This window comes from Arsukibacterium sp. (assembly GCF_018402695.1).
Taxonomy (GTDB): domain Bacteria; phylum Pseudomonadota; class Gammaproteobacteria; order Enterobacterales; family Alteromonadaceae; genus Alishewanella.
Window position 1 is genome coordinate 1 of record NZ_JAGYIM010000017.1, and the last position, 25,515, is coordinate 25,515.

Genomic DNA, 25,515 nt, shown 5'->3' on the forward strand with positions numbered 1-25,515 from the left:
CGGGGGCACAGGGATCTCGTAGCCGACAATAGGTCAATTTTACCGGCTCGCGCCTGAGCAGTTAAATCAATAGTAAATTGATCCAGCGCCGGCGTTTTGCCACCCTGTTTTGCACCTGTATTAGTCGGCGCATCACTCTGCTCTGCTGACTGCGCCGCCAGATTGGGCCAGACCCGCAATAATTCTGCCGGGTTAACTTTATCCAGCTCCGGAATACGGCGCAGTACCAGGCCAGCCAGGCTTTCATCCTGTAACAAGGTGTATAATAAGTAAGCGCTGCGAATTTGCCGGTCACCAAATTCAATAGTGGTATTAAGCCAGGTAGCTTTTAACCAGCTGATCAGTTGCACCGAAATCCCTGGCAGCGAGTTATTGCCGGTTTTCAGTTGCTCTAACGCCTGCTGCAGTTGCTGCTGCAGCTTGTCAGTATCGATGGCAAAGCTGCGAAACAGTAAATTAAAATCGGCACTGTCACGCTGCACTAAGGCATCCAGCCAATGCTCAATTTCCACCGTATAGTGGCTGCGCGACTGACAACGTGCTGTAGCGGCCTCCAATGCCTGCTTACAGTCGCTATTGAGTTTTTCTACCAGACTTTTCAGAGAACTTGTCGACATACATGCTTCCTGTGCATTAATTAAAGCCGGCCCAGTTGAAAACCAACCTGAGCGGGATGCTGCGATATTGCAGCGCGGATACTTAACCGGCTACCGCGGCCAAGCGCAGTTTGCCGGCTGGCCAGGCGGGTACAGGCAAAGTCCTGTTGTTTACCCTTGATCACCAGCCGAACCTGCAAATGAGGGTCGAGATAACGGCTGACAATCTGCTGAATGAGCTGATAACGGTTACCGCCGGGTAACAAAGCGGGCAATTTTGCTGCCGGGGCATCGACTTCAATCACCAGCGCAGAGCTGACATCCCATACCCGTTGTCCCAGCATGGTGGTCTGACCCAACGCGCCATTCTGGCCCTCTGGTAAGGTGCGGCCACTAAGCCGGCTTTGCTCAGTAGCGTCAACTGCTAACCAACGCCCTGATAACGAGACCACCCGGCTATTTGCACCAAGCAGGTCGGTCAATATTTGCTGCAGAAACTGAGCCGGACGATTACGCTGACTGAAGGCTCCCGCGTAGTACAAGCCCAGGTTATCCTGACAGCCGGTAAGCTGTTGCAACAACTTACTGAACGGATCGTTTACGCCATCGGCAATTTCATACTGACAGGCAAAGCGGTATTTTTCCCAGGCCCGGTAATACAGCGAAATCAGCCGATGATTGAACATATCGTAGAAATCACGCATTGCGCCGTCGCGCTGTTTCAACCGCTGCAGCACCATTTCGGTGTAGTGCTGCGGCAGCACGCCACTGGGCCCGGTTAACCCCAGAAAGCTGACGTACAGCTCCAGCGCCAGTTTGTCATCACTGTTGGTGCGGGAATTGGCTTTATTTATGGGTTGCCCGGCAAAGCCCAGATGTTGCTCTGCCTTAAACCGCACTAACTCGGCCGCGGGGAAGGCATCACGGCCAACGCCATGCCATTGCTTCTGCTCAGCGCTAAGCTGGCGTTCTACCTGATACACGGCCTGGTAAAAATCATAGTCCGCCGGGCTGGCCACTAAAGCTGCTAAACTCATAAGTTCACGCTCACAATTTTATACTCACAACAGTACCCTGCTGCCTACTCTGGCCGGCCAGCGATGATAAATCTGTTCGTGTTCCTTCAGTTTTACTGTCAAGCGGGTATAGCTGTTGATACTGGCGTACTGGGCAAAAAATGCATCGAGGATATTGGCAAAAAAGTACACATTACTACCAGCATAGGCAGACTGGCTGAATTCCAGCAAAATCTCGGTACCGCTGCATACCGCAATCCGCCCTTGCTGGTTAACCCTGGCAGAGCCACTGCTCAGGGTTAACCCGGTAATACCGTCAATCAGCGCTTTGGACTCTGGTGTACAGCGAAAATCGTATAGTTTCAGAGTTTCCTGCAACACCTTTAGCGCCTGCTCCCCGCTGAAATGATTCAGGGTAAGATGATTTACCAGCTGCCAGCGGCTGCTCTCTGCTAATGCCGGCCGGATACTCATAGTCGGTGCGATCAGACAGCGCACCGATTTAATCACATCAGCATGTTTGCTGATGGCAAACCCCGGTTCGCCGCCACCAAAGGGCAAGTATGCGGGCTGGTTACGGTTACTGCACAATGCATTAACCTGGATTACCCAGTTTTGCTGCTCATCATTATTACTCACCCCTTTAAAGAGGCGGTCAATAATGGATAAATACACTTCGGTGCCAGCTTCGGCATATCCCCCTGCCCAATCGACAAATTCGCGCCGGGTGTGCCAGAATAACTGTTGCTGCTGCAGGTAGTCAGGATGGCCCTGACTATAATAAGGGTTAAGCGTGACTTCATTACCTTGCGGGTCAAATGCCTGTACCTGCTGCACCTGTACGACTTCACAAACATCTGCATCCAGATAACGAGGCACCAGCCGGTATTCATACTGGGCAGACTCCAGCTTCACCGGCTCCAGTTTCTGCTTAAATAAGTTAATGACCGGGGTGCATCCAAGCAGCACACTGTCAGCCGTGACATGGCGCTCCAGTTCATCTGCCCCCTCGGCCAGATAGAAATAAAAATCTACTTTATCGGCGACACCAGGCCAGTCCGGGTCCAGATCGGTTAAAGCAAAAAACAGAAACTTTTCCGGACATAAAAATTGCTCTATTATTAAGCGGTAGCCAGCAAAACTTCGCTGGCTGTAGGGCACCACCTGCTCATCATCGGCAAAGCCGACGGCCTGAATATGCCGTGGCTGTAAAAAGCGCATCTGCTCGGGTTGCCCCGCTGGCGCCACGCCGATACTGATCACATGGCGCAGAATAAGCTCAAACAACTTGTAAACATGGTGGCGCTGGCCGTTAAGATAAAACCGCAACTTACCTACTGCCAACTCCTGCAGCGACGTGTTATCAAACTCGCAAGCTAAGCTGAGTTTCAATAGCGCCTTCGCGGTCTGACTGGCCGGTGGTTTAGGCGCATGGAAAGGCGCATTTTTAAACTCGGCCTGCACCACTTCCAATGGCCAGATATCGGTGTCGTAACAACTTTGAAAGGTACAGGGTTTTAACCCCTCCGCCCGGGTTTCAAATTCAGTACCGCGTTTAACCCTGATTCCAGAGGTCGACAAATTTTGACTGACCAGTTTCAGTACCGATACTGATGGAATTGGCGCCTGATAGTCCGGGTACATCTGGCCAAGTAAGGCATCGGTTAATTCGGGGAAGCTGTCATCCAGTTTTTGCCGGATCTGAGCAGTTAACAGCGAAAAAGCCTCGATTAACCGCGATACATGCGGGTCCTCTACTGTCTCTTCGCTGATCCGTAGCCGGCCGGCTATTTTTGGGTATTTCTCGGCATACTCTGCCCCCATCCGGCGGATAAACGTCAGTTCACGATTGTAATACTTCAACAACTCATCATTCATTACTGATAATCCCTGATGGTCAGCCCCAGGTGAACTGGCTCTACTTCAGAATCAAACATAATATGTTCCGGCTCCGGGTCAGCGTATAACAGTGCTTGTATTCGCAACCGCAATACCCGTTCAATACTTTGCTGCTCGTCGGGTAATGACACGTCGACCTCAACGAAACGAGGCTCAAAACGCCGGATACACTGCTCTACCGCCCGGCATAACTGCTGGCGACCTTCAATGGAATCAACTACCATCACCGAGAAATCTGGCAGGCCGTAATTCAGCAAGCTTTGTGGCAATTCAGCATAGCTTTCGGGCCAGACATGCCACTGCACCCGGGTGTTGAGCAGGTTTTCTAAATCTCGCCGCACGCTTTGTCGCAAGGCTTTTAAATCGAAACCACGGCGTTGCCGGCCCGGATCTTTCTGACCGGGTGCATCGTCAATCAGCCGGTCAAGCAGCGACATCTGTAACGCCTGCTTCTGATGCACTTTCATTGTGGTTACTCAGCCATCGCCGGCGTCGCAGCCAGGCTGGCTTCATTCAGAATGTCCAGCTCCAGCAAATCACCCAGTGCCACTGCCTGCTCACCAAGCAATACCATCTTCTGGCCACTGCCGGTTATCAGCCTGGCATCGTGCTCATGCCAATCGGTTACCCGGCCAAGCTGGATAGCCGGATCAGTGTCGTTATCAGCGCTGTTGCCAACGTAGATCAGCGGTAAAAATGCCTCGCCCTGCGGGCCATCAATAATACTGATATCAACCCGGCGCCAGATGGTGTCTAGCAAGCTTTTTGGTGGATGAAGCTTTAAACTGGCAATTTGCTCAAAGCCAGCCAGATAGTATTTACCGTCAGTGCCGAACAACTCCAGATAACCGCCCAAGCTATCGTCAAGGTCACGAATATCGCTATACCGCTGGCCGCGCTGTTCGACAGCTACTTCTGGCCGTAACTGCTCCATTTCCTCAGCAGCCAGTGCCGCTGTGCTGATATCCTGCTCGTGCATTGCTAAGCGTAATTTAAGCAAGGCACTGAACATTGGCGCCGGCTCACCAAACAAAGTCGCGGTCATGCCGCCCTGGTAAAAATCCCGCCGGGCAGTTTCGGCCCGAATTAATTGCCGGACGTTGACAGCACCTAATAAAAAATCCGGATGCTGGCGTACAATCATGTCCAGCTGCGCATCGGCTTTATCCAGCTCACCGGCAATGCACAACAGCTCAACATAGACTGCACGCATCTGGGCATTTAGCGGGTCATCCCGCAATACAGTCAGAGCATGCTCCATTGCCTGCTGCAACTGGCCACTACTGATTAACGAATTTAGTTTTTGCATAAAAGATCCCTCAGGCAGACGCCTTTTGTTTCGGAGACAACTCCGCGACTAATTTTACTGATGTCACCATCTGATCCAGCTGGAAATGCGGCTGCAGCTGGATTACTGAATAATAGCGGCCCGGCTGTCCCCGCTTCTCTTTCACCTTGATCCGCGCTTCCCGCAGTGGCCGGCGCGCTCTGACCTCATAAGACGCATCCTCTGAAGCCGTGGTATAGTTGTGCAGCCAGCGTTGTAATTCCTGCTCACACTCCTCAGCTGAGACATACCCCCCCACCTTATCGCGACCAATCACCTTGATATAATGGGCAAAACGGGCCACACATAAGATGTACTGCAACATGGCAGACAAGCGGGCGTTAACAGTGGATAAGGTTCTATCGTAGGCTTTCGCTTCCTGCACCGAAGCATTATTGTAAAACGCATAAAAATCGCTGTAAGGCACTGCCGACAGCGGCACAAAACCGGCATCTGATAGCGCGGCTTCGAAGCGATGCCCCACCAGTAAATTTACTGATGGTTTATTAAATGGTTGATATTTTTCAGTTTCATACTGGCTGACGGGCAAATGAGTCACCAGCCCAAAATTATAATGGCCGGCTTTCATGCCACGGATTTGACCGAACCAGCCCGACTCGCTGTATGCCCGCACCAATACTCCAGCAAACGCCCAGGCCGCATTACCCCACAAATAGTCACGCTGTGGCCGGTTAAACTGCTCTTTAAACACAAAGCCTTCACTACGGCTGCCATCATCTTTATAGGGCGGTCGCATCAGCACCTGGGGTAGAACCAAACCCAAAAAGCGGGCATCTTCCATATTACGCAGCGCCCGCCACTTTACATATTCCGGCTGTTTAAACTGGCTGGCGATATCCGCCACCTGGCCAAGCTCTGAGAAATGATCGACGCCAAACAATGACGGATGAGCCGCGGTTATAAAAGGCGCAAATGCCGCTGCGGCGGTACGGGCAACCTCTTTTAAGGTATCAAGATCATTAATGCTCTGGCCGCGGCGGATTTTATGGCTGATTTGATAATCTCCAATCAACACCCCAAAAGGCTCACCGCCGGCCATATCAAATTCGTTGTCGTAAATCAGTTTGAAAAAATCACTCTGGTCAAAATCTATAGCCCGGTTAATATCCTTACTTAGCTCCGGCCAGGACAGAGAAATTAATTTCACTTTTACTTTTTGCTCACGGTCGAAGCGCTCTGCCTGCTCGGTTAAATACAGTAAACCGCGCCAGCTGGCTTCAAGCTCCTGTAGTACAGGATGATGCAATATAGTATTGAGCTGCTGGTTAATCAGGCTGTCAATTTCCGCGATAGCCCGCCCCAATATTGGCGTAACAAAAGCCGCCCCGACACAGGGACGGCTTTCAATATGTTGCAGCCAGAACAGCACTGCTTTTAACGGATCGGCCTCACGTAAAAACCGGCTGAGTAAGCCTTTGCGCTCATAGCTGGCATAAGACGGACAAGGCCGGTGGTCTTCTGTAATATCAAAGACCGTATCAGCAACAAAATTAACTGCGTCAACCATGACTTGTCCGTCCTTACTTCTGCCAACCAACTGCGCACTCGCAGCTGATGCTGGCTTAGCTACCCATTTCCGGAATTTTAGCGACTAAACGTAACGACGTAGACAGCTCTTCCAGTTGCAGCCATGGTCGTAACCAGGCCACCGCATTGTAAGAGCCCGGCCGTCCCGGGATCTCACGCACCTGGACCTTGGCATCTGCCAGCGGATAACGGGCGCGTACTTCCTGGCCACTGCCTTCAGAGGCGTTGACATAAGTCAGGATCCAGCGGTTCAGCCATACTTCGACATCTTCTGCTTCCATAAAGCTACCGATCTTGTCACGGGCCAGTACTTTTAAGTAATGAGCAAAACGTGACGTTGCCATTAAATAAGGCAAGCGGGCAGAAATGGCCGCGTTTGCAGTGGCTTCCGGGCTCTCGTATTTTTTCGGTTTCTGCGCTGTTTGCGCACCGAAAAACACCGCGTAGTCAGTATTCTTGTAATGACACAGTGGTAAAAAGCCCATTTTGCCAAGCTCTGCTTCACGCCGATCGGTAATGCCGATTTCAGTCGGGCACTTTAAGTCCGGATCACCATCATCACTCATAAAGATGTGTGACGGCAGGCCTTCAACCTTACCGCCGCCTTCTGCACCACGAATAGCCGTACAAAAGCCATATTGGGCAAAGGCGTTAGTCAGCCGGCTGCCCAGCACATAAGCGGCGTTCATCCAGCAGTAGTGGTTATGGTTGGTGTTTTTCGCCACGGCTTTCTGCGCATCTAATTCAAACTCTTCATAGCCGAATTCCTCTACCGGTGCGGTAGAACTACCGTAAGGCAGCCGTGCCAATACCCGTGGCATGCTCAGAGTAACAAAGCGGGAATCATCGCTGTCCCGGAACGAGCGCCATTTGGTATATTCCAGTGACTCAAAAATCTTTTCTAAATCGCGAGGCTTGGAAAGCTCTGTCCATTCATCAAAACCAAACAGTGCAGGTGAAGCACTCGATAAGAACGGACAGAAACCGGCCGCAGAAACATTTGACATATAGGTCAGGGTTTCGATGTCTTCCGGATGATTGGTAAACTCATAATCACCGATTATCGCGCCATAAGGTTCGCCGCCCGGTGTACCAAATTCCGTCTCATAGACTTTTTTGAAGGTCTGGCTCTGGTCAAACTCCACCGCTTTACTTAAATCTTTGTACAGCTCTTTTTTGCTCATGCTGATCATGCGGATTTTTAATGAGCTACCGGTCTCAGAGTTGGTTACCAGATGATTCAGACCACGCCAGCTGCCTTCTAACTTCTGAAAGTCTTCAGCGTGCATAATGGCCGCCAGCTGATCAGAAATCAGAGAATCTAAGCGGTTGATGGCTTCATTAAAAGTAACGGTCAGGTTTTTATTCCAGCTAACCGTGCCACTCATCGCTTCTTCGGTCAGGGTGCGAATAAGCTCTTCAGCGCGTGAAGCGTCTGTTTGTTTGGTGGCGCCAATTGCCTGATCCAGTAGCGATGCTAATTCAGTACTGCTGCTGTCATGGCTTTGTGCTAAGGCTTCCGTACTCATGTTATTTGTCCTCTAAATTCAGTTCCTGCGCCAGCTGTTGCAGGTCAGCATCACTGTTAAGTACCCGTTCCAGGATATTCTCCAGATCTTCAGAGCGGTCGATTTTTGTCATTAAATCGCGCAGTTTATTGCGGGTAGCCATTAGTTTTTCCAGTGGCTCTACCTGACGGACAATAGCCGCGGGTTCAAAGTCCTGCATCGATTTAAATTCCAAATCCACCGCAAACTCACTGCCATCACCGGCCAGCTTATTTTCCACTTTAAAATTAAGCTTCGGGTTCATCCGCTTTAACACTTCGTCAAAATTATCCCGGTCAATCTGGACAAAACGACGATCTTTAAGTGGCTTTAGCGCCTGAGTATTGTGGCCGGCAAAATCTCCCATTACCCCAACGACAAAAGGCAGTTCTTTTTTGACGGCGTTACCTTCAGTCTCTACATCATATGTAATGTGGACTCGGGGTTTGCGCACCCGTGACAACTTGCTGTGAATACTTTCCATTTACTCTCTCCTAATATTTGTCTGTCGTGGCCGCGCAGGCAACGCTGGCCGGTTGCACTACTTAGTCTGCGGTATCCCCGCCAGACGAAAATAACTGTTTCGGGTATTACTATCGTCAATCAACTCCTGCAACAGCTCCGGTAAAGTGAGATCACTCCAGCGGATCACCTGCTCAAGCGCATACGACATTGGCGAATGAGGTTCTGTCTTTCGAAAAAACTCGACAGCATGCTGCAATGAGCGAATAACCTGCTGTCTGGACTGCAACTGCTCATCGACACTGGCGGGATTAAGATTGGTAGTAGTCCCTTCAGCACTGACTTCTGCCGGACTGTCGCCCGCTACTTTCAGCTTGTCTGCCGCCAGATATGTCACCGCATCAAGGCATTTTTGCATGGCTTTGCTAATCGCGGTTGTTGGCTGGGGCTCACCTGCCATCGCCGCATCCATGGCATCAGACAGCAATTTAAATTCAGCAATAGCTAGCTGAATATCATTGCAAAGCTGCTGATAAAAGCTTGCCGGAGTTTCCTGCACCGCTTGTTGAATTTGTTCCAGGTTGGCAATACCGGCATCAGCGCGTTGCTTCTGCTTTGTCTCATCTTTTCTGGATAATTCTGCTGCCCTGACATATTGCCAGCAGGCAAAACAGCCGACGGAGGTCACTTCGGTCAGCGGAATACTTAGGATAGGGGTAATAAGGGCACCGTCGCCTTCATAGCCGTTCAGACCAATTAACGGTGCAATCCGGGCTTCCATGCCTTCGTCATCTGGCAAGGGATAGAGATCCGGCCAAAAATGCTCAATCAACAGCCGGGTTGCTTTGAATCCGGCTGCCAAACCAGCAAAGCCTTCAGTCCGGCACCAGGCTTCAATCAACCAGGCGGCATATTCAAGATCTTTACTCTGGTTGGTCAGAATAGCTGGCAGGGCCTGAGCCAGGGGGCGCCAGTCCAGCACCAGTGATTGAAAATCATCATCTTCAAATAACATCGCCCGCTCGTTGGCACGAGCCTGACTACGTACGTCTTTTAAGCTGTAATACTGCGAGGTAGGTGAAATATCGCTACGTGGATCGATACCCGCCACTGCTTGCGCCGCTACGGGTTTAGTTAACAACTCGAAATCTATTAATTCACTGCGATCCATCACAATTAACCATTAAATCTACTAACAGCAAAATATGTTACTTTATAGTTCACCAAATAACAACAATGCAAACTATATTTATACATTTTTTAGTTTTAACGGTATAGTTTTATCAATTAAATTAACATTACTTATACTTTGCAACTTAACCAAAATACTGGTGACATTGTCTTTTGCGCCCGCTACCAATGTAGAATGCAACAAAGCTTTGCTGGCATCAGCAATATCATCATGTTGTAAATACTGATGAATTTCATGATCTGGCAGCTCTTTTGTTAAACCATCAGTGCACAGTAAAAACAAATCACCTGGTTGACATTCATCTGCGCAGACAGCAACCTCCAGTTCGCTATCCACCCCCACCGCCCGGGTAATGACGTTGGCCAATTCATGGCTTTCTGCCTCACTTGCGGCCAGTAAGCCCTGAGCTACCATTTCATTTACCTGGCTGTGATCATGACTTAGTTGCCGGAGTTTATTGTTGCGAAGTAAGTAGCAGCGACTGTCACCAGCCCACAATAAATGGTAGCGGTCTTGCTGAATAAACAACACCACTACCGTCGAACCCGCCATCGAACCAAGTAATTGTTGCTTGCTGTATTGCACCAGCGCCTTATTGGCATTTTGCAGCGCCTGACTTAACATGGCCGGACTTAGCGCCGTGCCGGCACTGTCCACCAGAGTTTTTAACATATCCATCACCATCTGGCTGGCGACATCACCGGCAGCATGGCCCCCCATGCCATCAGCTACTGCCCAAACGCCAGCCTCGGGTAGTGCCAGGCAGGCATCTTCGTTAAGTTTTCTTACCAGGCCTTTATGGCTTTGCGCATGAAATGCAATTTGCATAGAACTGAAACCGTCCGGATTAATATTGAATATGTTTTTGCTGCCAGTTCCAGCGGGACCAGTCGCCATCCAGCATCGCTGCATACTGGCTTACCTGTGGTAACCCAGACGTTACCAGCAAGCAGGGCGCGACGTGCTCGGACCCTGTGGTCCACCAGAGGCAATACCGGGGGAATTGTTGCAGATAACTTTGATGTAACAGCGCCAGGCTATCCAGTGGCTGACTTGCGCTGATGGTCCAGGCCTGACGAATCGCTTCGTTGTTACTCTGACTGACCGTCAGCCGTTTCGCCTCAGGCCAGGCTATTGACAGCCTGTCCAGATCTGACAACCATTGCTGCAAATGAAATCCTTCATCTAACGTAGCCAGGGCCTGCTGCTCCAGGCTGTCACACCAGCCATTTTCCTGCCATGCCTGTACCGGTGTCACCGCCAGTTCAGCGGCCAGGGTAAAAGGATAATGACGGCCAACCTGATCGACCGAGGGCATCAGCGTGCCTGCCATCGCCAGATCGCCACATACCCCGGGTGATAGCGCGAAATGCCATACCGGGCTGGTTAAGTAAGTTTCCAGCCAGGCTGCACCCAGTTGTTCCCGGCTAACCGCCAGTACAGCTTGTAGCCATTCATTCCAGCTATCAACAAATGCTACCTCCAGGCTCTGGGCCAGAAAATCACCCTGGCTGGCAACTTTGCCACATATCCCTACCTGCACCGCCGCGCTTTTTACTACAGACTGGCCGGACATGAAAAGGCCTCCAGCTCGTTGCTCCAGAACGGGGTATTTACCGTATCGGGTACTAATTCCAGCCGTGCTTTGTTGCCCTGCACTGCCAGATGCAGCACTTTGTCGGCGCGGGTTTGTGGTCGCTCCCGGGTCAGTTCATCCAGTAAACGAAACCAGGACCACTCCCCTGCATAACTGGCATTGGCAGACAAGCCGGCATTTGCCGGGGTAAACACCAGCCGGGTTTGCAGCTTATTGCGATCACCTGGCCAGTAGAACTGGCTGGAACGGGTTGGACCATGCCGGTAAGACAGTTCCTGGCCGTCTATATCCAGCATCAGATGGGTAATATGCCGGTCCAGAAATAGTGGTTTTAAGCTAAAACCCACTTTTAACTTCTGACTACCCTCTTCAAAGAAGGTGCTGCGAATACGCTGGGCACGCTGGAAGGTTTTAAGCACACCGGCATCCAGACCAATATCTTTTTTAAAGGTCCATTGGGTGCGGCTGGTATTAACAAAGGGGCTTAAGTAATCTTTGAAGAAGCTATCCAGGGTACCGCCATAACCAAAGAACCGCTCAAAATCGCGTAGCTTAATATCTTCACTGGCCCGCCGGTCTAGCGGGTAGCGACCGGCAATTGCACCGCGATACTCGGTTAATACTTTACCTTGCCAGGCTTCATTTATATGCTGGCGACTGCCGCTGGCAAATAGCTGCGCGGTGTCGCTGGAAATATTGCCCAACCAGGTACTGAACGGTGCCGGTACTTCACTGCGTAACCGGCGCAGCGCCACGTCCAGCTCATTACCTTCCTGTGAGTTCAGCTGGTTAGCATAAGCCTGCCGTGCCCTGCCACCCGGCACATATAACCGCTCCAGATATTCATAGTAACGCCGTGTGGTCTGGCCTATCTGCTCCAGCTGGGTCGGTTCAATTGCCAACAGCGCCGAAAATGCGGCCTCAACTTCCTTGCCAGGTAGGCTGCGGCTGACGTCTGGCATCTCATCCGGCAGTACCCGGTTTAAACGGGTGGTTTGGCTGGAAAACTGGGTTTTTGCTACTTTGCCGGCAACATCGGCCGCCATATCCAGCTCGGCAGACTCAGGTAACTGGGTTAGCCTCAGGTTCTGTTGGGCTGCTTTAATAATATTCTGGATCGGTTGCTCCGGCCCTGCCAGGATCTTGGTCTGGGCCAGGCCCTGCTCAACATTTGTTATGGGCTGCAACTCAATATCGTTTAACAGCTCTTGCCATAAGTAGACATAGTCCCGCATATAACGCATGGTTACCTGGGCAGACAAATCAGGGGGGCTTTGCTCGCTGGCACCTTCCATGTCATCACCATACACCCAGCTGTCAGCCATTAACTGGCGAATGATCCGGCGTTTTTCAATATTAAACACCCCATGAAAACCCTGATAGGTATACAAACCCGGGATCCCCTGACGCAGTGGTTTACCGCTGCGCCTGCTGAATAAGGTGACACTGTCGGTCGCCAGCACATCAGACAACCGAAAATCAGGAATATGACTCTCCATCAGCTCAGTACGGATCCGCTGATAAGCACGTTCAGCCAGTGGTACCGTCATCAGGAGGTCGCGGGTAGCAGCCACCACCACCTCATCATAACTGGCGCCCTGAATACCGGCCTGTAACAAGGCATCCAGGTGGCTTTGCAGGGACAGTCTGAGCGGCTGATTAATTTCGGCCGGTAACATACGCTCGGTGTACTGAGCAAACCAGGCCTGCACCTGCTCTGTCTCAAACTGTGCCGGCTGGAAAATCATCAGGTAGGTTTTTAACGTTTCATATAAGTAGTCACGATGGTCGGCATGCTGCTGCATTTCAGTAATTAAACTTTGCAGTAAAAACGGCATAAAATCGGCATACAGTGCACGCTGATAAGCCGTTTTAGCAGATTGCCCCAGCTTATCACCCTGATAAAGCCCGAGGTTTTTCGGGCCATCGGCCGGTAGTAACCCGGCATAGCCTGCCGGCATATCCCGCAACACATTGAGCTGCTCATTCAGCTGCAGCATTGATTGCTGTGCTTGCTCTTGCTCAAGGCTCTGATAGTGCTGCAACGACACGGCAACCTCATCTACCAGCTGCCGGTTCCAGTTGTAGCTGGACGTCCAGGCACTGAGTAACCAGACCGACGCCACTGCCGTCGCGGCTAGGGTACCGTGCCTGATCCAGCGATGTTTGGCTTTATGCTGCAGGTTAACCGAGGCCAGTTCACGCTCCGGTATAACAATTTGCTCAAAAAACCGTTTCAGAAAGAAACTTTTACCTTCGCCGGTATGGCGGCGCAGTGGCGGTTCAGCCAGGCCAAAATTGCCGCCAAGCTGGGCCACGACCCGATCTATCGGCTGGCCTTGTTGGGTTGCGCTGGCAATATAGACCCCGCGCAACATAGTGGCTTTCTCGAACGGATTAGGAGCAAAAATTTCTTTTAAAAAATCATCCGCCGCGCTTTGAATTAACCGCAGCTGGCGGGGGAACTCGTATATAGCTGCCCGGCTCTGTTGTTCACGTTCAGTTTGCAACCGACTATACAATCGTTGATGCAGCCGGTTAATAATGGCGTGAAACTCTTTATTAAACTGGGCAACGACACCTTTTTCTTCATTTTCTGCTGCCAGCGCAAAGGTGGTTCCCCACACCTGTTCCCGGTCTTCTGGTGCTAAATCATCAAAGAACTCCGAGAAGCCGGCAATTAAATCGGCTTTGGTGAACATTACATAGACCGGAAAAGTCATGCCAAGCTGGTTCTGTAACTCCTGCACCCGTTGTTTTATCGCTCTGGCGTGTAAGTTACGCTCAGTCCGGGTTTGGTTTAGTAAGTCAGCCAGGCTGACAAACACTATTACCCCGTTTATTGGCCGGCGTGGCCGGTGCTTTCGCAACAACCCGAGAAAGCCCTGCCAGGCCGTCGCATCCTGCTGGGCATGACTGTCCTGGGTGGTGTAACGTCCGGCAGTATCAATTAATACTGCCTGATCAGTAAACCACCAGTCGCACTGCCGGGTACCACCAATGCCTTCAATGGCGTCAACTCCCATTTGTTCTTTTAACGGAAACTCCAGCCCGGACTGTTGCAAAGCGGTGGTTTTGCCGGAGCCTGGTGGACCAATCAGCATGTACCAGGGTAGCTGGTAAATGTCGCGCGCTTTGCTAAAACGAGCATGCTTTAGAATATCCAGCGCTTTTTGCATCCGGCTGCGCAGTATTTCAATATCCCGTTTGGCCATTGCATCCTGCTGCTGTTGATCATCGCCATTAAGTAAGGTATCTACTGCCTGCTTGTTTGAGCGGTCTTCCTGCATACCACGAATGTAATGGCTGGCCCCCCAAATCAATGCAATCACCAGTAAGGTCACCAGCCTGGCAGTACTGCTGGCCAAGGGCTCCATGCCGGCGATAGCCACTAACGGCCCACCAAACCAAATCAATAATGCCAGCGCAGTTAGTCCTAGTAAGGTAATAACCCAACCGGCTGTCAGAGCACGATGTAATGATTGAAAAAATCCCTTAATTTTCATAAACCTAACCCTTGAACTACGCTATTACTCTAACAAGTCTATTTCAACACGCCGGTTCAGAGCGCGGTTCTCTGCCGAATCGTTTGGTGCTATCGGATCGGCTTCACCACGTCCTTCCGGCCACAACCGGCCATGCAGCTGCCCACCGGTTGCCAGCGTATCAGCCATGGCATTGGCTCTGGCCAGCGACAAGTGCCAGTTTGACGGGTATTTGCTGGTAAAAATTGGCAAGTCATCGGTGAAGCCGCTAACCAGGATACGGCCGTCAGTGCCTTCTAACGCCCGGGCAATTTTGCTGATAACCGGCTGAAAGCTCTCATTTATAGTGACGCCACCCGGTGTGAATAAATGATGTAAACCCACCCGGATCCGTACCCGATCAGGCAGCTCAATAACCTGCAACATGTCGCGGCGGATTTCGGTTTGTAGTAGCTGCTGTAAGCGGACCGCTTGCTGATGAATTTGGCCACTCTGACCTGATACCGAGTCAGGTTGCCAGTTCACCAGTGCGTTCAAGTCGCGGTGCACCTGGTCAGAGTAATTGTTAACCTGATAATTAAGATACATATAAACGCCAAGCAACAATGCGGCTACCACGGAGCACAATACCCACAGCGGCAGCCTGGTCTCCAGTGCCCCCGACTGCACCACATCACTTTGCCATTTCGGAGATAACTCCCGCGCAGGCTCTCCTCGTTGGCTGCGAATGGCCTTATAAGCGCGGTCTTTAATCAGCTCCAGTTTTTCAAAACCGCGATCTTCAACCCGCATTTTGCCAACAAAACCAAAGGACAGGCATAAATACTGCAACTCCAGCAGCATCAGGTTATGCCCACTCTGGTTAATCGCGTTTTCCAGCAAGGTAAAAAAGTACTCGCCACCAAAGGTTTCATTGTGAAAGGTAGATAACAAGCTCTCTGTCGCCCAGTCGCTGTTACCACCCCAGCTGGTATTCAGGACAACTTCATCAATAAAACAGCACAGGGTATAACGGGCCTGCTCAATAACCTCAGCTGCTATGCCTTTACTGCGCAAGCGTTGCTCGTACTGGGTAATCAGATTAACACACTGTTTTTTCAAGCCATTGACATCGTTGTGGCTGGCAGTACTGCGAATGGGCGCCACCAGCGAAAACAATACCGCGGCTTCATCAACCAGCACGTTGTCACTGACAGATAACGTTTGCGGCCCCTGCCCGCTGAGAGTACTGCGATTACCGGTAGCAATCCGGGTTTTATCATTATCTACACTGGCGTTGCCCAGGGCGACAGGACGCACAGCTATGCTGGGACTGGCCTCGGGCCGGCTGCTGCGCCCCCCTGGTCGCGGTTTCATAATGGTTTGATCAGACATTGCCTTCCATCCCTGTTAATCAGGCTTTAATTGCCCAGAGTTCCAGCTTTAAGCCGGGATAATTGCCCGACAAATGCAATGCCAGGGCGCCACTGTTCGCCAGCCGCTGCCAGTAAATGCTGCTTTTATCCAGCTGGAAATAGTGGTAACCGGCGTGATAAGGCACTTGTCTGGGTGCAACCGGCAAACCGGTTACTGCGATACCGGGTAACTGGTTATTAACCAATTCGCGAATATGTTCAACCGGGCCAATTTTCAGTCTGGCCGGCAAATGTTTGCGGATATCTTCTGCTGGTAAATCGGCACTTACCGCCAACACAAACTGGGCGTATTCCAGCAGGGTTTTATCGGTTAGTGGTGATACTAAAATGCCAAATTTAGCCTGCTCCAGCGGCAAAGCCTGGGCCGTTTGCTCCAGCACCACACTCAGTGTCTGATTCATAATGACCGCTAAGTTACCAAAAACCATGGTCAGCTCATCATGGACATAAGCCGGGAATTCAGGCGGCCTTTTTTCCTTGCTGGTAAAGGTTGCCAGCTCTCCCAGCATGGATACCATCAATTGGTAAAAGCTCAGCGGATTACTGCCATCAACTTGTTGCCAGTGTTTTAACAGCGGCTCATACCGATTAAGTACCTGCAACATCAGAAAGTCGGCAATAGAGCTGCTGGTTCCCTGGCCTTTGCTTATCCGGCCACTTAACGCCTGCGCCCGCTGATTAAGCATGCCTAAAGACTCGTTAATCAGTGCTTTTAAGGTTGGATTTCGTTGCACATTAAGCACAGGCGGTATGAACTTATCATCCAGTTTAACCTCGCCCTGCTCGGTCACTTCTCTTACTCTGGCGATGGCAAAACCAACAAAACCACTTCGATCATCACTCTCCAGCTTTAGCATCAGCCGCAGCCTGGCTAATTGCAGCGTCTCGACTGAAGCCTCGGCCAAACTGGTATCAGTAAGGTTATGATCTGCAAATTGAAAACGGGTTATCTGGCTGCTTTGCTGCTCAGCAATGTTAAGACCATTCACTTTATCGACGGCCAGACATAAATATACCTGCTGGTCGCGACAGCCCTTGGCAATGCTCAGCGGTGCTGGTAAGGGTTCAATATCAGGTAAATCAAGCAAGGTACCGTCAGGTAAAATACCGCGCAGACTGGTCAGGCCAAACTGACTGAATTTTAAACACTGACTGTCCAGTTGGTAGTCATAAACTCCCCAGCAAAATGGCGCCAGCTGCGACTGGCGGCTTTGCTGACTGTACTGCAAATGACGTTCATGCTGCTGAAAGTGTTGCGGCCGTAAAAACATGCCCTCTGACCAGGCAATTTTACTGAATTCACTCATTAGCTTATTACTCCGGGCTAACTGCCGCTGCTAGCGGGCTGGCCGCTCCAAATCATGTTCACGGATATACACGGCAAGCTTGTCTACATAGACGTAAAAGTCGTCATAACCGGTTGGCTTTACGTCAACCACGGCACGCCAGCGCGCGCCTTCAATATCACGATAAGCCGCAATCACCGCAACTGCCTTGGTGGTCGGTAACAACGTCATTTTGTATTCGGTACGCTGGCCTGGTTCGAATACCAGTTCATCAATTTTCAGTAAATCGGTGCGCAGCGTCTGCTCCGGGTCATCATACAGTGCAAAAAAATCCTGGTTTTCAAATACCGTTTTTGATGCCAGTTCGTATACTCTTATAATCACCGGTGACGGCCGCTCGTCGGCATCGGGGTTAATATCATCAGCTACCCTGAAATGGAGGGTGGTGGATGGTGGAAAAGTTGAATAGACAGCCTGACAGCCAGCTAACAAGGTTGTAGTTAACATGACTAATACCAGCAGGTAGATCCGTTTCATAAGTGACAACTCCATTGCTCTGTCATTTTTGGTTATTTTTAGCCGGGTTGGCTAAATAGTGTTCATAGGCATGGATAAAGTCATCATTTACCCCACCCTTTGCAGTGCGCGTCACCTCACTTAGGAGCTCCTGATGTAACGCCTGATATAAATTCCAGTAGCGGCAGTAGCGCTGAGCCGGGTTCACTTTATCAATAAAACTGGAGCCAAAATCCCGTTGCTCAATCAATTCAGGAGTCAGCTGAGCCAGTAATCCCTGCATAGCGCCTGCAGCACCTGCGACAATAGCGGCCTCATGCTGGCTGATATCGGCAAAAGCTGCGGTAATGGCCTGGCGCGGCCCCATAAAGCTGCTGGCATTGTGGTTAAATAAGTTGTGAAACGCCTCACTGACGCTGGCAGAAAATTTCAGCGGGTTATTTTCCCGCTGCTGAAAGGTAGTCTGGTTTACCCGCAGGGTATTTTTCATCTCTGAACGCGAGCGCATCACATCAATAATGCCATGCAATGACGCCTGCAATGCTTCGCCTAACTGGCCCCACCAAACCGGATTCTGTAATTGCTGCTCTGCGGGAGCGGGTACGTTCAACGCACTGAGAAACGCCTGCAAACACTGCTCAGCATTGGCTGATTGGCTCTGAGAAACAGGCTCCAGCGCTCGGGCAGCAGTATCAGGTTTCATCTCTGGCGTTGCCAGATTGAGCGGTTCATCAGGTAAAGTGTGCGGTTGCCATTGCGGTTGCCAGTCATCGGGGATCAGGCTTTGCGGCGGCGCAAAGCTTTCACTCATCATATCGTTCTGTGCCAGCACGTCGTTATCCTGGCGTACCAGACTGTCCACAACCGATATACCAACTGTTGCCATGCCAGCTGCTACCGGGCCGGCTCCGCTGTCATTAACATAATCAGCCATGGCTAAGTCACTGACAGGTAATCCCTGAGCGGATACGCAGGCATCAGCGTGTGTCGGAATATCGATAGCGTTGTGGTCTGAAGCAGAAATAATAGCGACTTTAATTTCATAATCGCCAAGACATAATAAATCGCCATCGACCAGCAAGTGCTTCTGGCCATTGCCAAGCGGGGTTACCGAGCGGTTAACAAACAAACCATTGGTTGAACTGTCCGTTATCCAGAAGCTGTTAGCGTTATAACTTACCTGGCCATGAATACTGGATACCACCCGTTCCGGATCCGGTAAATGCCAATCAGCATGCTCTGCCCGGCCAAGGGTACCGCCGCTGCCGTCAAAGCGTTTCACCGCTACCTGACGTGGTGATAAGCGGTGATAACTTAACACCGTCAGTTCCAGTAACATATCCGTCTGACTCACTTAACACTCCCTGCCAGCATTGCATTACTTAACTACATTTAATTTAACAAAAGTTGCAGCGGCAAAGATTAGTGTCTAAAAAGAACCATGTCAATATATATCTTGTTTACATAAATGCAATTATGCTTGATGTTTTTTCATCTAAAGCTAAAATAGCCGGACATTAAACACTACATGACAGCTGTAAAGTCACTGCCAGACGTAGCTTAGCTAATGCAAACAGTTAATTTGTCACTTATTTGTAAAGACAGTCTATTTACAATGCCTGCTTAGTTGTAAACGGGCATATAAGTAATAAGGAAGTGACAGCTGTGCAGCGACTAGAGCAATAAACCAGAAGGTAACCACTGAGATGTCCGATACCGCCGATAAAACCACACCAGCTGATCACACAACGGCCGGTATTAGCAATGTTAGTTCTGTCACTTGTATTGAGAGTACCTCAACTAACCTCAGTGATGACAATGAGAAAACCCGTTTTGCCCGGCCCAACCAGACCGCCGCAACAGCAGCAACGTCAAGCGATTTAACGGGCAAAACCATTAAGCAGCGCTATCTGCTGGAATCAAAAATTGGCTCTGGTGGTATGAGTGATATCTACCGGGCGCGGGATACCTTTTTAGCTGACGCCGGCGTTGCTGACAGTCAGGTCGCGATTAAAGTACTGCAACCTCAGTTCGTCAGCCAGCCGGAAGCATTACAATTGTTGTTGCAGGAGGCCCACAGAACCCAGCAACTGTCGCATCCTAATATTGTCAGGGTATTTGATGTTGATTGTGAGCAGGACCGTTATTTTATTGTAATGGAGTTTCTGGATGGTGAAAGTCTGGATCAGGTGATTAAACGCTACAAACCCAAAGGCCTGCCGCTTAATGCTGCCATTAAATTGCTGGATCAGTTAGGTGCGGCTCTGGCATACGCTCACAGTAAGGGCATAGTACACGCCGATTTAAAACCGGCAAATATTATGCTGAACCGCAGTGGCCAGTTAAAGGTACTGGATTTTGGTGTGGCTCATACCCTGCAACTTAATCATGACATTTATGCTGCAGAGCAACACAACCCCGCAGCAGCGTTAAGTGGTTACACCCCGGCCTACGCCAGCATAGACTTGCTGGCAGGTAAAACACCGTCCGTTGCTGATGACACTTTTTCATTTGGATGTATCAGCTATGAACTGCTGACGAGCAAACATCCGTTTGAACGGATCCCTGCTGACAAAGCCGCCCAACAGCAAAAACGGGCTAATAAACCAGCTCATTTAAACCCGCTGCAGTGGCTGGCTTTAAAAAAAGCGCTACGCTTCGACAGCAGCAGCCGCAACACCACTATTGCGCAGCTACTACATGCCCTGAACCGTCGCTACTGGCCAGCGGCAACAGCAGCCTGTATTGCCGTGCTGGCTGCGGGTGGTTTGTGGCATTTACACAGTCAGCAGCAACAGCAACTGGTGACACTGCAACAGCAACAACAGCAGCAACAGCAACAATACAATGACTACTTGGCACTGGCAGACAGTGAACCAGCCGAATTTCTGGAGGCTTTCTCTACCCTGGAAACTGCCGAACCCATAATACGCTCAGGTTTACTGCGTTTGCAGTCTGATAAACTGCTGGCCTATTTTGAGCAGCAGATTGATACCGTAATCAGTGACCGGCGTTATAATTACCCGGATTACCCGCAAATTGAACACTTGCTGGACCGGGCCCGCAGCTTATATCCCGATTCTCTTTATCTGGCAGATATTGCCAGTAGCATGAACCGTAGCAAGCAAACCGCACTTGATGTGCTGCGAAATCAACTGAACACTTTGTTGGTTAACCAGCAATACCAGTCTGATCCAGCACAAACCGATATATATAATATTGTTGAAGATATTAAACGGATAGACCAAAACTACAGCATAGTGCCGGATGAGGCTGAAATTGGCGCATACCAGCGCGCATTTGCCGATGCCAGCCGAGAGCATAATGCCCAGGCTTTGCATGTCTTGATAAAAGCTGGCAAGCATGTTTTTGCCGGCAGCGAACCAACCCGGGAGTTACTGCTACGCGGTGAGCAGCTGCAAACGGCTGTCGCAGCTATGGCGGCTTACCACAGTGCTAAAGAATCAGCGACTCCACTGCCCTTTCCTCATCAGGAAGCCGCGGTGTTTTATCAGCAAACCTTTGATCAGCTTAGCGAAGAGTTAACCATCAGCCGCTCTGCGCGGGAGACTGACACTATCTACAAGCAATATGAGCTTTACAGCAGCCAGTTACCGGCTGACTTTAGTTTGCTGGTGAGTTTAAAACGACAACTGGCCGACAAGTATCTGACCTTATCGGGTGAACTGTTAAAAACTAATCAGGTGCGTAACGCTGAGCGCTTAATGCGCCGGGCCAATACCCTGATGAGCAGCATTAATAGTTAACGAAAGCGATCCAGCCCCTGGCACAACTGCCTGATCCCCTGCAAGGTGCGGGGGCTGGTGCGGTACAGTAAATCTGCATCAACTACAATAAACTGGTTGCGCTCTACCGCCGGTATCACCTGATACGCTTGCCAGAAACTGGTATCTGCCGGCGTGGCACCGGCCGTTGCCTGAATTATGACTTGCGGCTGTGCCTGCAACACCTGTTCTATGCCCGGCTGCGGGTAATCACCCAGCGTCTCATCCATAATGTTATCAGCTGCACACAACCGGATAGCCTGTGCGGGCCAGGCCTGGTTTGCGACTGACGTCAGCGGCTCGGTGCCCATACTGAAAAAGACCGGCAGCCTGGCTTTCGTTTTATACTCCGTCTGAATAGCCGTTAGTTGTTGTTCAAAATTTTCTGCCAGGGCATCGGCCTGTTGCTGATGACCGGTTAGTTGCCCCAGATAGCGCAGCTCAGTGGCTATATCGCTGATTAACAGCGGATCAGAGAACGCAACATTAATCCCAAACTGCTGTAAGCGGCTGATATCGGTAGCAACATTGCCGGTTTTCCAGGCGATAACCAAATCGGGCTGCAAGGCCAGAATGGCCTCAAGGTTGATACCGGCATAATTGGCTACCTCTGGCAATTCACGGGCAGCAGCCGGGTAATCACTGTAAGCACTGACCGCTACTAATTGCTCACCGGCGCCAATAGCGTACAGCAGTTCGGTAATATGCGGTGCCAGGGCGACAATTCGTTTGGCCGGCACTGGCTGGCCATTCCGTTCCTGCGGCTCCGCCGCTATTACTGATACCGGCACTGCCAGCACCGGTACCAGTAAAATTGCCAGTACGAGTGCCCCCTGCCACAGCTTAATCACCAGTCAATACCCCGCTGCGCTTTAATGCCGGCGTCAAAGGCATGTTTTACAACCTGCACTTCGCTGACGGTATCAGCCATCTCAACCAGGGTACGGTGACAGGAGCGGCCGGTAATCACCACGTGCTGGCCAGATGGCCGGTTTTGCAGCGCCCGGACAATCCGTTCCAGTTCAATGTAGTGATAGCTCACCATATAAGTCAGTTCATCCAGTAGTACCAGGTCAAGAGCCGGGTCGGCCAGCATTTGTTCTGCCCTTGCCCATACCTGTTCAGCAGCAGCTATATCAGCGGCTTTATCCTGGGTGTCCCAGGTAAAACCGGTGGCCATAACGGCAAACTCCACCTGATGCTGCTCAAGTAAATTTCGCTCACCACAGTCCCAGCTGCCTTTAATAAACTGCACCACGGCCGCCTTCAGGCCATGGCCAACGGCTCGGGCAACAGTGCCAAAACCTGAGGTGGATTTACCTTTACCATTGCCGGTAATAACCAGTAACAGGCCTTTTTCAACGGTGGCTTTAGCAATACCCTGTTGTACTTGTTGTTGTAACTTTTGTTGCCGCTGTTTATGCCGCTGTTGGCGTATTTGCTCATTTTCAGCGGTGCTGTTAACCCCGTTGCTAGAGGCCTCGTTGTTATCTGTTCCGTTGTTGTCAGTCATTGCTAAGCTGCACTCCTGCGTTGGCGCATAATTACCAGAAAAAACACACTGCCGAGTACCGAGGTAATAATCCCCAGCGGGATCTCCTGGTTCAGCAAGGCACTACGGGCCAGATTATCTATCCAGACCAGAAATAAGGCGCCAAATACTGTACAACCCAGCAACAACGGTACAGCAGTAACGCCGACAAAATACCGTACCAGATGCGGGATCATTAACCCGACAAAGGCAATACCGCCGCACTGCGCTACTATACAGGCGGTAACCAGCGCGGTAAGCAACAGCAATATAAAACGCAACCGGGTTGGGTTTACGCCCAGCGTCTGCGCGCTTTCATCGCTCAGTAACAAGGCATCAAGCTGCCGGCGTAACATCAGTGCAACCAGCAACAAGACACTGACTGCCGGCGCAATTAAAGCAACACTGCCCCAGTCGGTGCGACTTAAACTGCCCATCAGCCAGAAAATCACCTTATTGGCAGCAAAGGGTTCTGCAAAATACAAAATAAAACTGCTGATAGCACTTAGCATAAAAGACACGGCCACGCCGGCCAGCAAGGTCATTTCAATTTTTCGCCACTGCCGGCCCATACACACCAGAAATACCAGCGCTACCGCAAATAATGCCCCCAGAAACGCGGCAACAGCCAGGCTTAACATATGGGCTGGTAATAAAATACTGGCGATACTGGCACCCAGGCCTGCACCTGCCATTAAGCCAAATAAATAGGGATCAGCCAATGGGTTACGGCTGGCATTTTGCAGTACCGCGCCGGCTATCGCTAACCCGGCACCAACCAACATCGCGCACAGTAAGCGCGGCAGCCGCACCTGCCAGATAATAGTACTGGCCAGCGGGTTTTGCTGGCTGCCCAACAGGGCCTGCCAAACATCAGCCAACGTTAAGCTGGCACTACCGATGGTCAGGCTCAGCAGACCGCTTAGTAGTAGTGCCAGTAACAGCCATGCCAGAATCAGTTGCTGTTTCATAGCTTGCTCCCACTGGCAAAAAAAGTGATCTGCAACTTACCATGAACCGGATGCTGGCTAACCTCACAGGGTAACTGAAACACCGGGCTTAGCTGCTCTGCCGTCAGCACCTGCTCGGGGCTGCCAAAAGCCAGTAATTGTCCCTGATGTAACAGCGCAATTTTATCACAGTAACGCGCGGCTAAATTAAGGTCGTGCAGGCAGGCCAGCACGGTTTTCCCCAGGCCACGGCTAAGTTGCAGGATCTGATGCTGATACAATACATCCAGGTGATTAGTGGGCTCATCCAATAGCAATAGCTCGGCTTGCTGCACCAGCGCTCTGGCCAGATATAACCGTTGTAACTCGCCACCCGACAAGGTTTCTACCAGCGCCTGCGCTTTGTGCTGCAAGCCAAGTTGGCTTAATGCCAGCTTTATCTGTTGTTCATCTTCGCTGGTATTGCCAGCAAACCAGCCCTTGTGCGGCAATAGTCCCATAGCGGCCACCTGATAGACCGTCAGAGCAAACACCGGTGGGCTAACCTGGCTGACACTGGCTATTTTACAGGCTCGCTGGCGGGCAGTTAATTTGCTTAAGGAGCGCTGCTGCAACAGAATATCGCCAGCGCTTAATGGCTGGGTGCCATTAATCAGTTTTAACAAACTGCTTTTACCGGCACCATTGGGGCCGATAATGCCAATAAAATCACCTTTATTAGCGCTGAAGCTAACTGGCGCCACTATCGATTGACTATCAATCATTAGTGCAGCCTGATTAAGTCGTAACAACGCCGGGGGCAAACGCAGCTCCTGAATTATGCGGATGAAACAACACTGCCGGCAAAAAGCCGGCAGTGTCTGAGTCTTATTGTACTAAGGCGGCGATAGTAGCCGCTTATACCGGCATTAGTCCAGATTTGCCAGCAAGGTTTTGTCCAAACCGTCTTCATTTAAAATTTTAACAATGGCCTGACAATGGTCCAGAGTAAAGTCACCCTCACCTATCTGGCTGTTTAACATCGCCCGACGCTTTAAGACAATTTCAGCGACCTGCTTACCATCACCAAGTTTAGTGTGCAGTTTCTCTAACCAGGGATACAATATTTGTTCAGCGTCATACGCTGCCTGACGTACCTGCGGGTGAAAATCCTGACAGGCATTAATATTCAACAGATAAAAATTTAAATAACCTGCTACGGTTATCAATTTGTAATCCTGGGTATCTGCCTGTACCGGTGCAGTTACAATCAACGCGGCCACTGCGGCACCTAACCATTTTTTCATTGTTATTCCCTGCCATCTGTTGCTAATTATGCTATCCAATCTAAACAGAAAACGATAGTTTTGCAATCTTGCGACCA

22 protein-coding genes are annotated in these 25,515 nt (G+C 50.7%); 1 reads left to right on the top strand and 21 read right to left on the bottom strand.

All coding sequences use genetic code 11. From position 1 onward, the window contains the following. From KG631_RS10505 to tagH, 16 genes are all read right to left on the bottom strand, one after another. A partial coding sequence (locus tag KG631_RS10505; protein ID WP_301003752.1) for a Clp protease N-terminal domain-containing protein occupies positions 1-617 on the bottom strand: 617 nt, incomplete at its 3' end. A 20-nt stretch (positions 618-637) separates the two neighbouring features. Further along, positions 638-1,633: a type VI secretion system baseplate subunit TssG gene (gene tssG, locus KG631_RS10510; protein ID WP_213994641.1), complete on the bottom strand. Its 996-nt coding sequence runs from the start codon at positions 1,631-1,633 to the stop codon at positions 638-640. A 24-nt stretch (positions 1,634-1,657) separates the two neighbouring features. Beyond that, complete coding sequence (gene tssF, locus KG631_RS10515) at positions 1,658-3,490, bottom strand: type VI secretion system baseplate subunit TssF (protein WP_213999661.1); 1,833 nt, start codon at positions 3,488-3,490, stop codon at positions 1,658-1,660. Then, positions 3,490-3,978, bottom strand: a complete 489-nt coding sequence (gene tssE / locus KG631_RS10520; RefSeq protein WP_213994643.1) for a type VI secretion system baseplate subunit TssE — start codon at positions 3,976-3,978, stop codon at positions 3,490-3,492. The genes tssF and tssE overlap by 1 nt, the downstream gene beginning before the upstream one ends. 5 nt (positions 3,979-3,983) lie before the next feature. Beyond that, a complete protein-coding gene (locus KG631_RS10525; RefSeq protein ID WP_213994644.1) occupies positions 3,984-4,820 on the bottom strand; it encodes a type VI secretion system accessory protein TagJ in 837 nt (278 codons plus the stop codon). Between the two features lie 10 nt (positions 4,821-4,830). Further along, on the bottom strand, positions 4,831-6,366 hold the full coding sequence (tssC, locus tag KG631_RS10530) for a type VI secretion system contractile sheath large subunit (RefSeq protein WP_213994645.1): 1,536 nt from the start codon (positions 6,364-6,366) through the stop codon (positions 4,831-4,833). A gap of 55 nt (positions 6,367-6,421) precedes the next feature. Further along, the gene (gene tssC, locus KG631_RS10535; protein ID WP_213999663.1) at positions 6,422-7,915 is read right to left on the bottom strand and encodes a type VI secretion system contractile sheath large subunit; all 1,494 of its coding nucleotides are present in this window, start codon (positions 7,913-7,915) and stop codon (positions 6,422-6,424) included. Position 7,916: 1 nt separating this feature from the next. Continuing rightward, on the bottom strand, positions 7,917-8,417 hold the full coding sequence (tssB, locus tag KG631_RS10540; RefSeq protein WP_097109783.1) for a type VI secretion system contractile sheath small subunit: 501 nt from the start codon (positions 8,415-8,417) through the stop codon (positions 7,917-7,919). Positions 8,418-8,474: 57 nt separating this feature from the next. Then, positions 8,475-9,566 carry a type VI secretion system protein TssA gene (tssA, locus tag KG631_RS10545; protein WP_213999666.1) on the bottom strand — a complete coding sequence of 364 codons (1,092 nt, stop codon included), beginning with the start codon at positions 9,564-9,566 and terminating at the stop codon, positions 8,475-8,477. 78 nt (positions 9,567-9,644) lie between these two features. Then, on the bottom strand, positions 9,645-10,415 hold the full coding sequence (locus tag KG631_RS10550) for a protein phosphatase 2C domain-containing protein (RefSeq protein ID WP_213999668.1): 771 nt from the start codon (positions 10,413-10,415) through the stop codon (positions 9,645-9,647). Between the two features lie 19 nt (positions 10,416-10,434). Then, on the bottom strand, positions 10,435-11,163 hold the full coding sequence (tagF, locus tag KG631_RS10555; protein ID WP_213999670.1) for a type VI secretion system-associated protein TagF: 729 nt from the start codon (positions 11,161-11,163) through the stop codon (positions 10,435-10,437). Beyond that, positions 11,145-14,690 carry a type VI secretion system membrane subunit TssM gene (tssM, locus tag KG631_RS10560; RefSeq protein ID WP_213999672.1) on the bottom strand — a complete coding sequence of 1,182 codons (3,546 nt, stop codon included), beginning with the start codon at positions 14,688-14,690 and terminating at the stop codon, positions 11,145-11,147. Before tssM ends, tagF begins: the two co-directional genes overlap by 19 nt. A gap of 24 nt (positions 14,691-14,714) precedes the next feature. Next, positions 14,715-16,043: a type VI secretion system protein TssL, long form gene (gene tssL / locus KG631_RS10565; RefSeq protein WP_213999675.1), complete on the bottom strand. Its 1,329-nt coding sequence runs from the start codon at positions 16,041-16,043 to the stop codon at positions 14,715-14,717. Between the two features lie 19 nt (positions 16,044-16,062). Further along, on the bottom strand, positions 16,063-17,391 hold the full coding sequence (gene tssK, locus KG631_RS10570; protein WP_213999677.1) for a type VI secretion system baseplate subunit TssK: 1,329 nt from the start codon (positions 17,389-17,391) through the stop codon (positions 16,063-16,065). A gap of 30 nt (positions 17,392-17,421) precedes the next feature. Continuing rightward, positions 17,422-17,907: a type VI secretion system lipoprotein TssJ gene (gene tssJ / locus KG631_RS10575; protein ID WP_213999680.1), complete on the bottom strand. Its 486-nt coding sequence runs from the start codon at positions 17,905-17,907 to the stop codon at positions 17,422-17,424. 22 nt (positions 17,908-17,929) lie between these two features. Further along, the gene (gene tagH, locus KG631_RS10580) at positions 17,930-19,240 is read right to left on the bottom strand and encodes a type VI secretion system-associated FHA domain protein TagH (RefSeq protein WP_213999682.1); all 1,311 of its coding nucleotides are present in this window, start codon (positions 19,238-19,240) and stop codon (positions 17,930-17,932) included. Between the two features lie 352 nt (positions 19,241-19,592). On the opposite strand from tagH, the gene KG631_RS10585 reads away from it, so the two are divergent. Further along, positions 19,593-21,653 carry a serine/threonine-protein kinase gene (locus KG631_RS10585; protein ID WP_213999684.1) on the top strand — a complete coding sequence of 687 codons (2,061 nt, stop codon included), beginning with the start codon at positions 19,593-19,595 and terminating at the stop codon, positions 21,651-21,653. On the opposite strand, the gene KG631_RS10590 is transcribed toward KG631_RS10585, so the two are convergent. From KG631_RS10590 to KG631_RS10610, 5 genes are all read right to left on the bottom strand, one after another. After that, positions 21,650-22,522, bottom strand: coding sequence for a cobalamin-binding protein (locus KG631_RS10590; protein ID WP_365868833.1), 873 nt, complete (start codon positions 22,520-22,522; stop codon positions 21,650-21,652). The two genes, KG631_RS10585 and KG631_RS10590, sit on opposite strands and share 4 nt — an antisense overlap. Further along, on the bottom strand, positions 22,519-23,184 hold the full coding sequence (cobO, locus tag KG631_RS10595) for a cob(I)yrinic acid a,c-diamide adenosyltransferase (RefSeq protein ID WP_301003753.1): 666 nt from the start codon (positions 23,182-23,184) through the stop codon (positions 22,519-22,521). Before cobO ends, KG631_RS10590 begins: the two co-directional genes overlap by 4 nt. 2 nt (positions 23,185-23,186) lie before the next feature. Next, positions 23,187-24,173: an iron ABC transporter permease gene (locus tag KG631_RS10600; protein WP_213999686.1), complete on the bottom strand. Its 987-nt coding sequence runs from the start codon at positions 24,171-24,173 to the stop codon at positions 23,187-23,189. Next, complete coding sequence (locus KG631_RS10605) at positions 24,170-24,955, bottom strand: ABC transporter ATP-binding protein (protein WP_213999688.1); 786 nt, start codon at positions 24,953-24,955, stop codon at positions 24,170-24,172. Before KG631_RS10605 ends, KG631_RS10600 begins: the two co-directional genes overlap by 4 nt. Before the next feature lie 105 nt (positions 24,956-25,060). Next, a complete protein-coding gene (locus KG631_RS10610; protein WP_213999690.1) occupies positions 25,061-25,438 on the bottom strand; it encodes a hypothetical protein in 378 nt (125 codons plus the stop codon). Between the last annotated feature and the right edge of the window lie 77 nt (positions 25,439-25,515).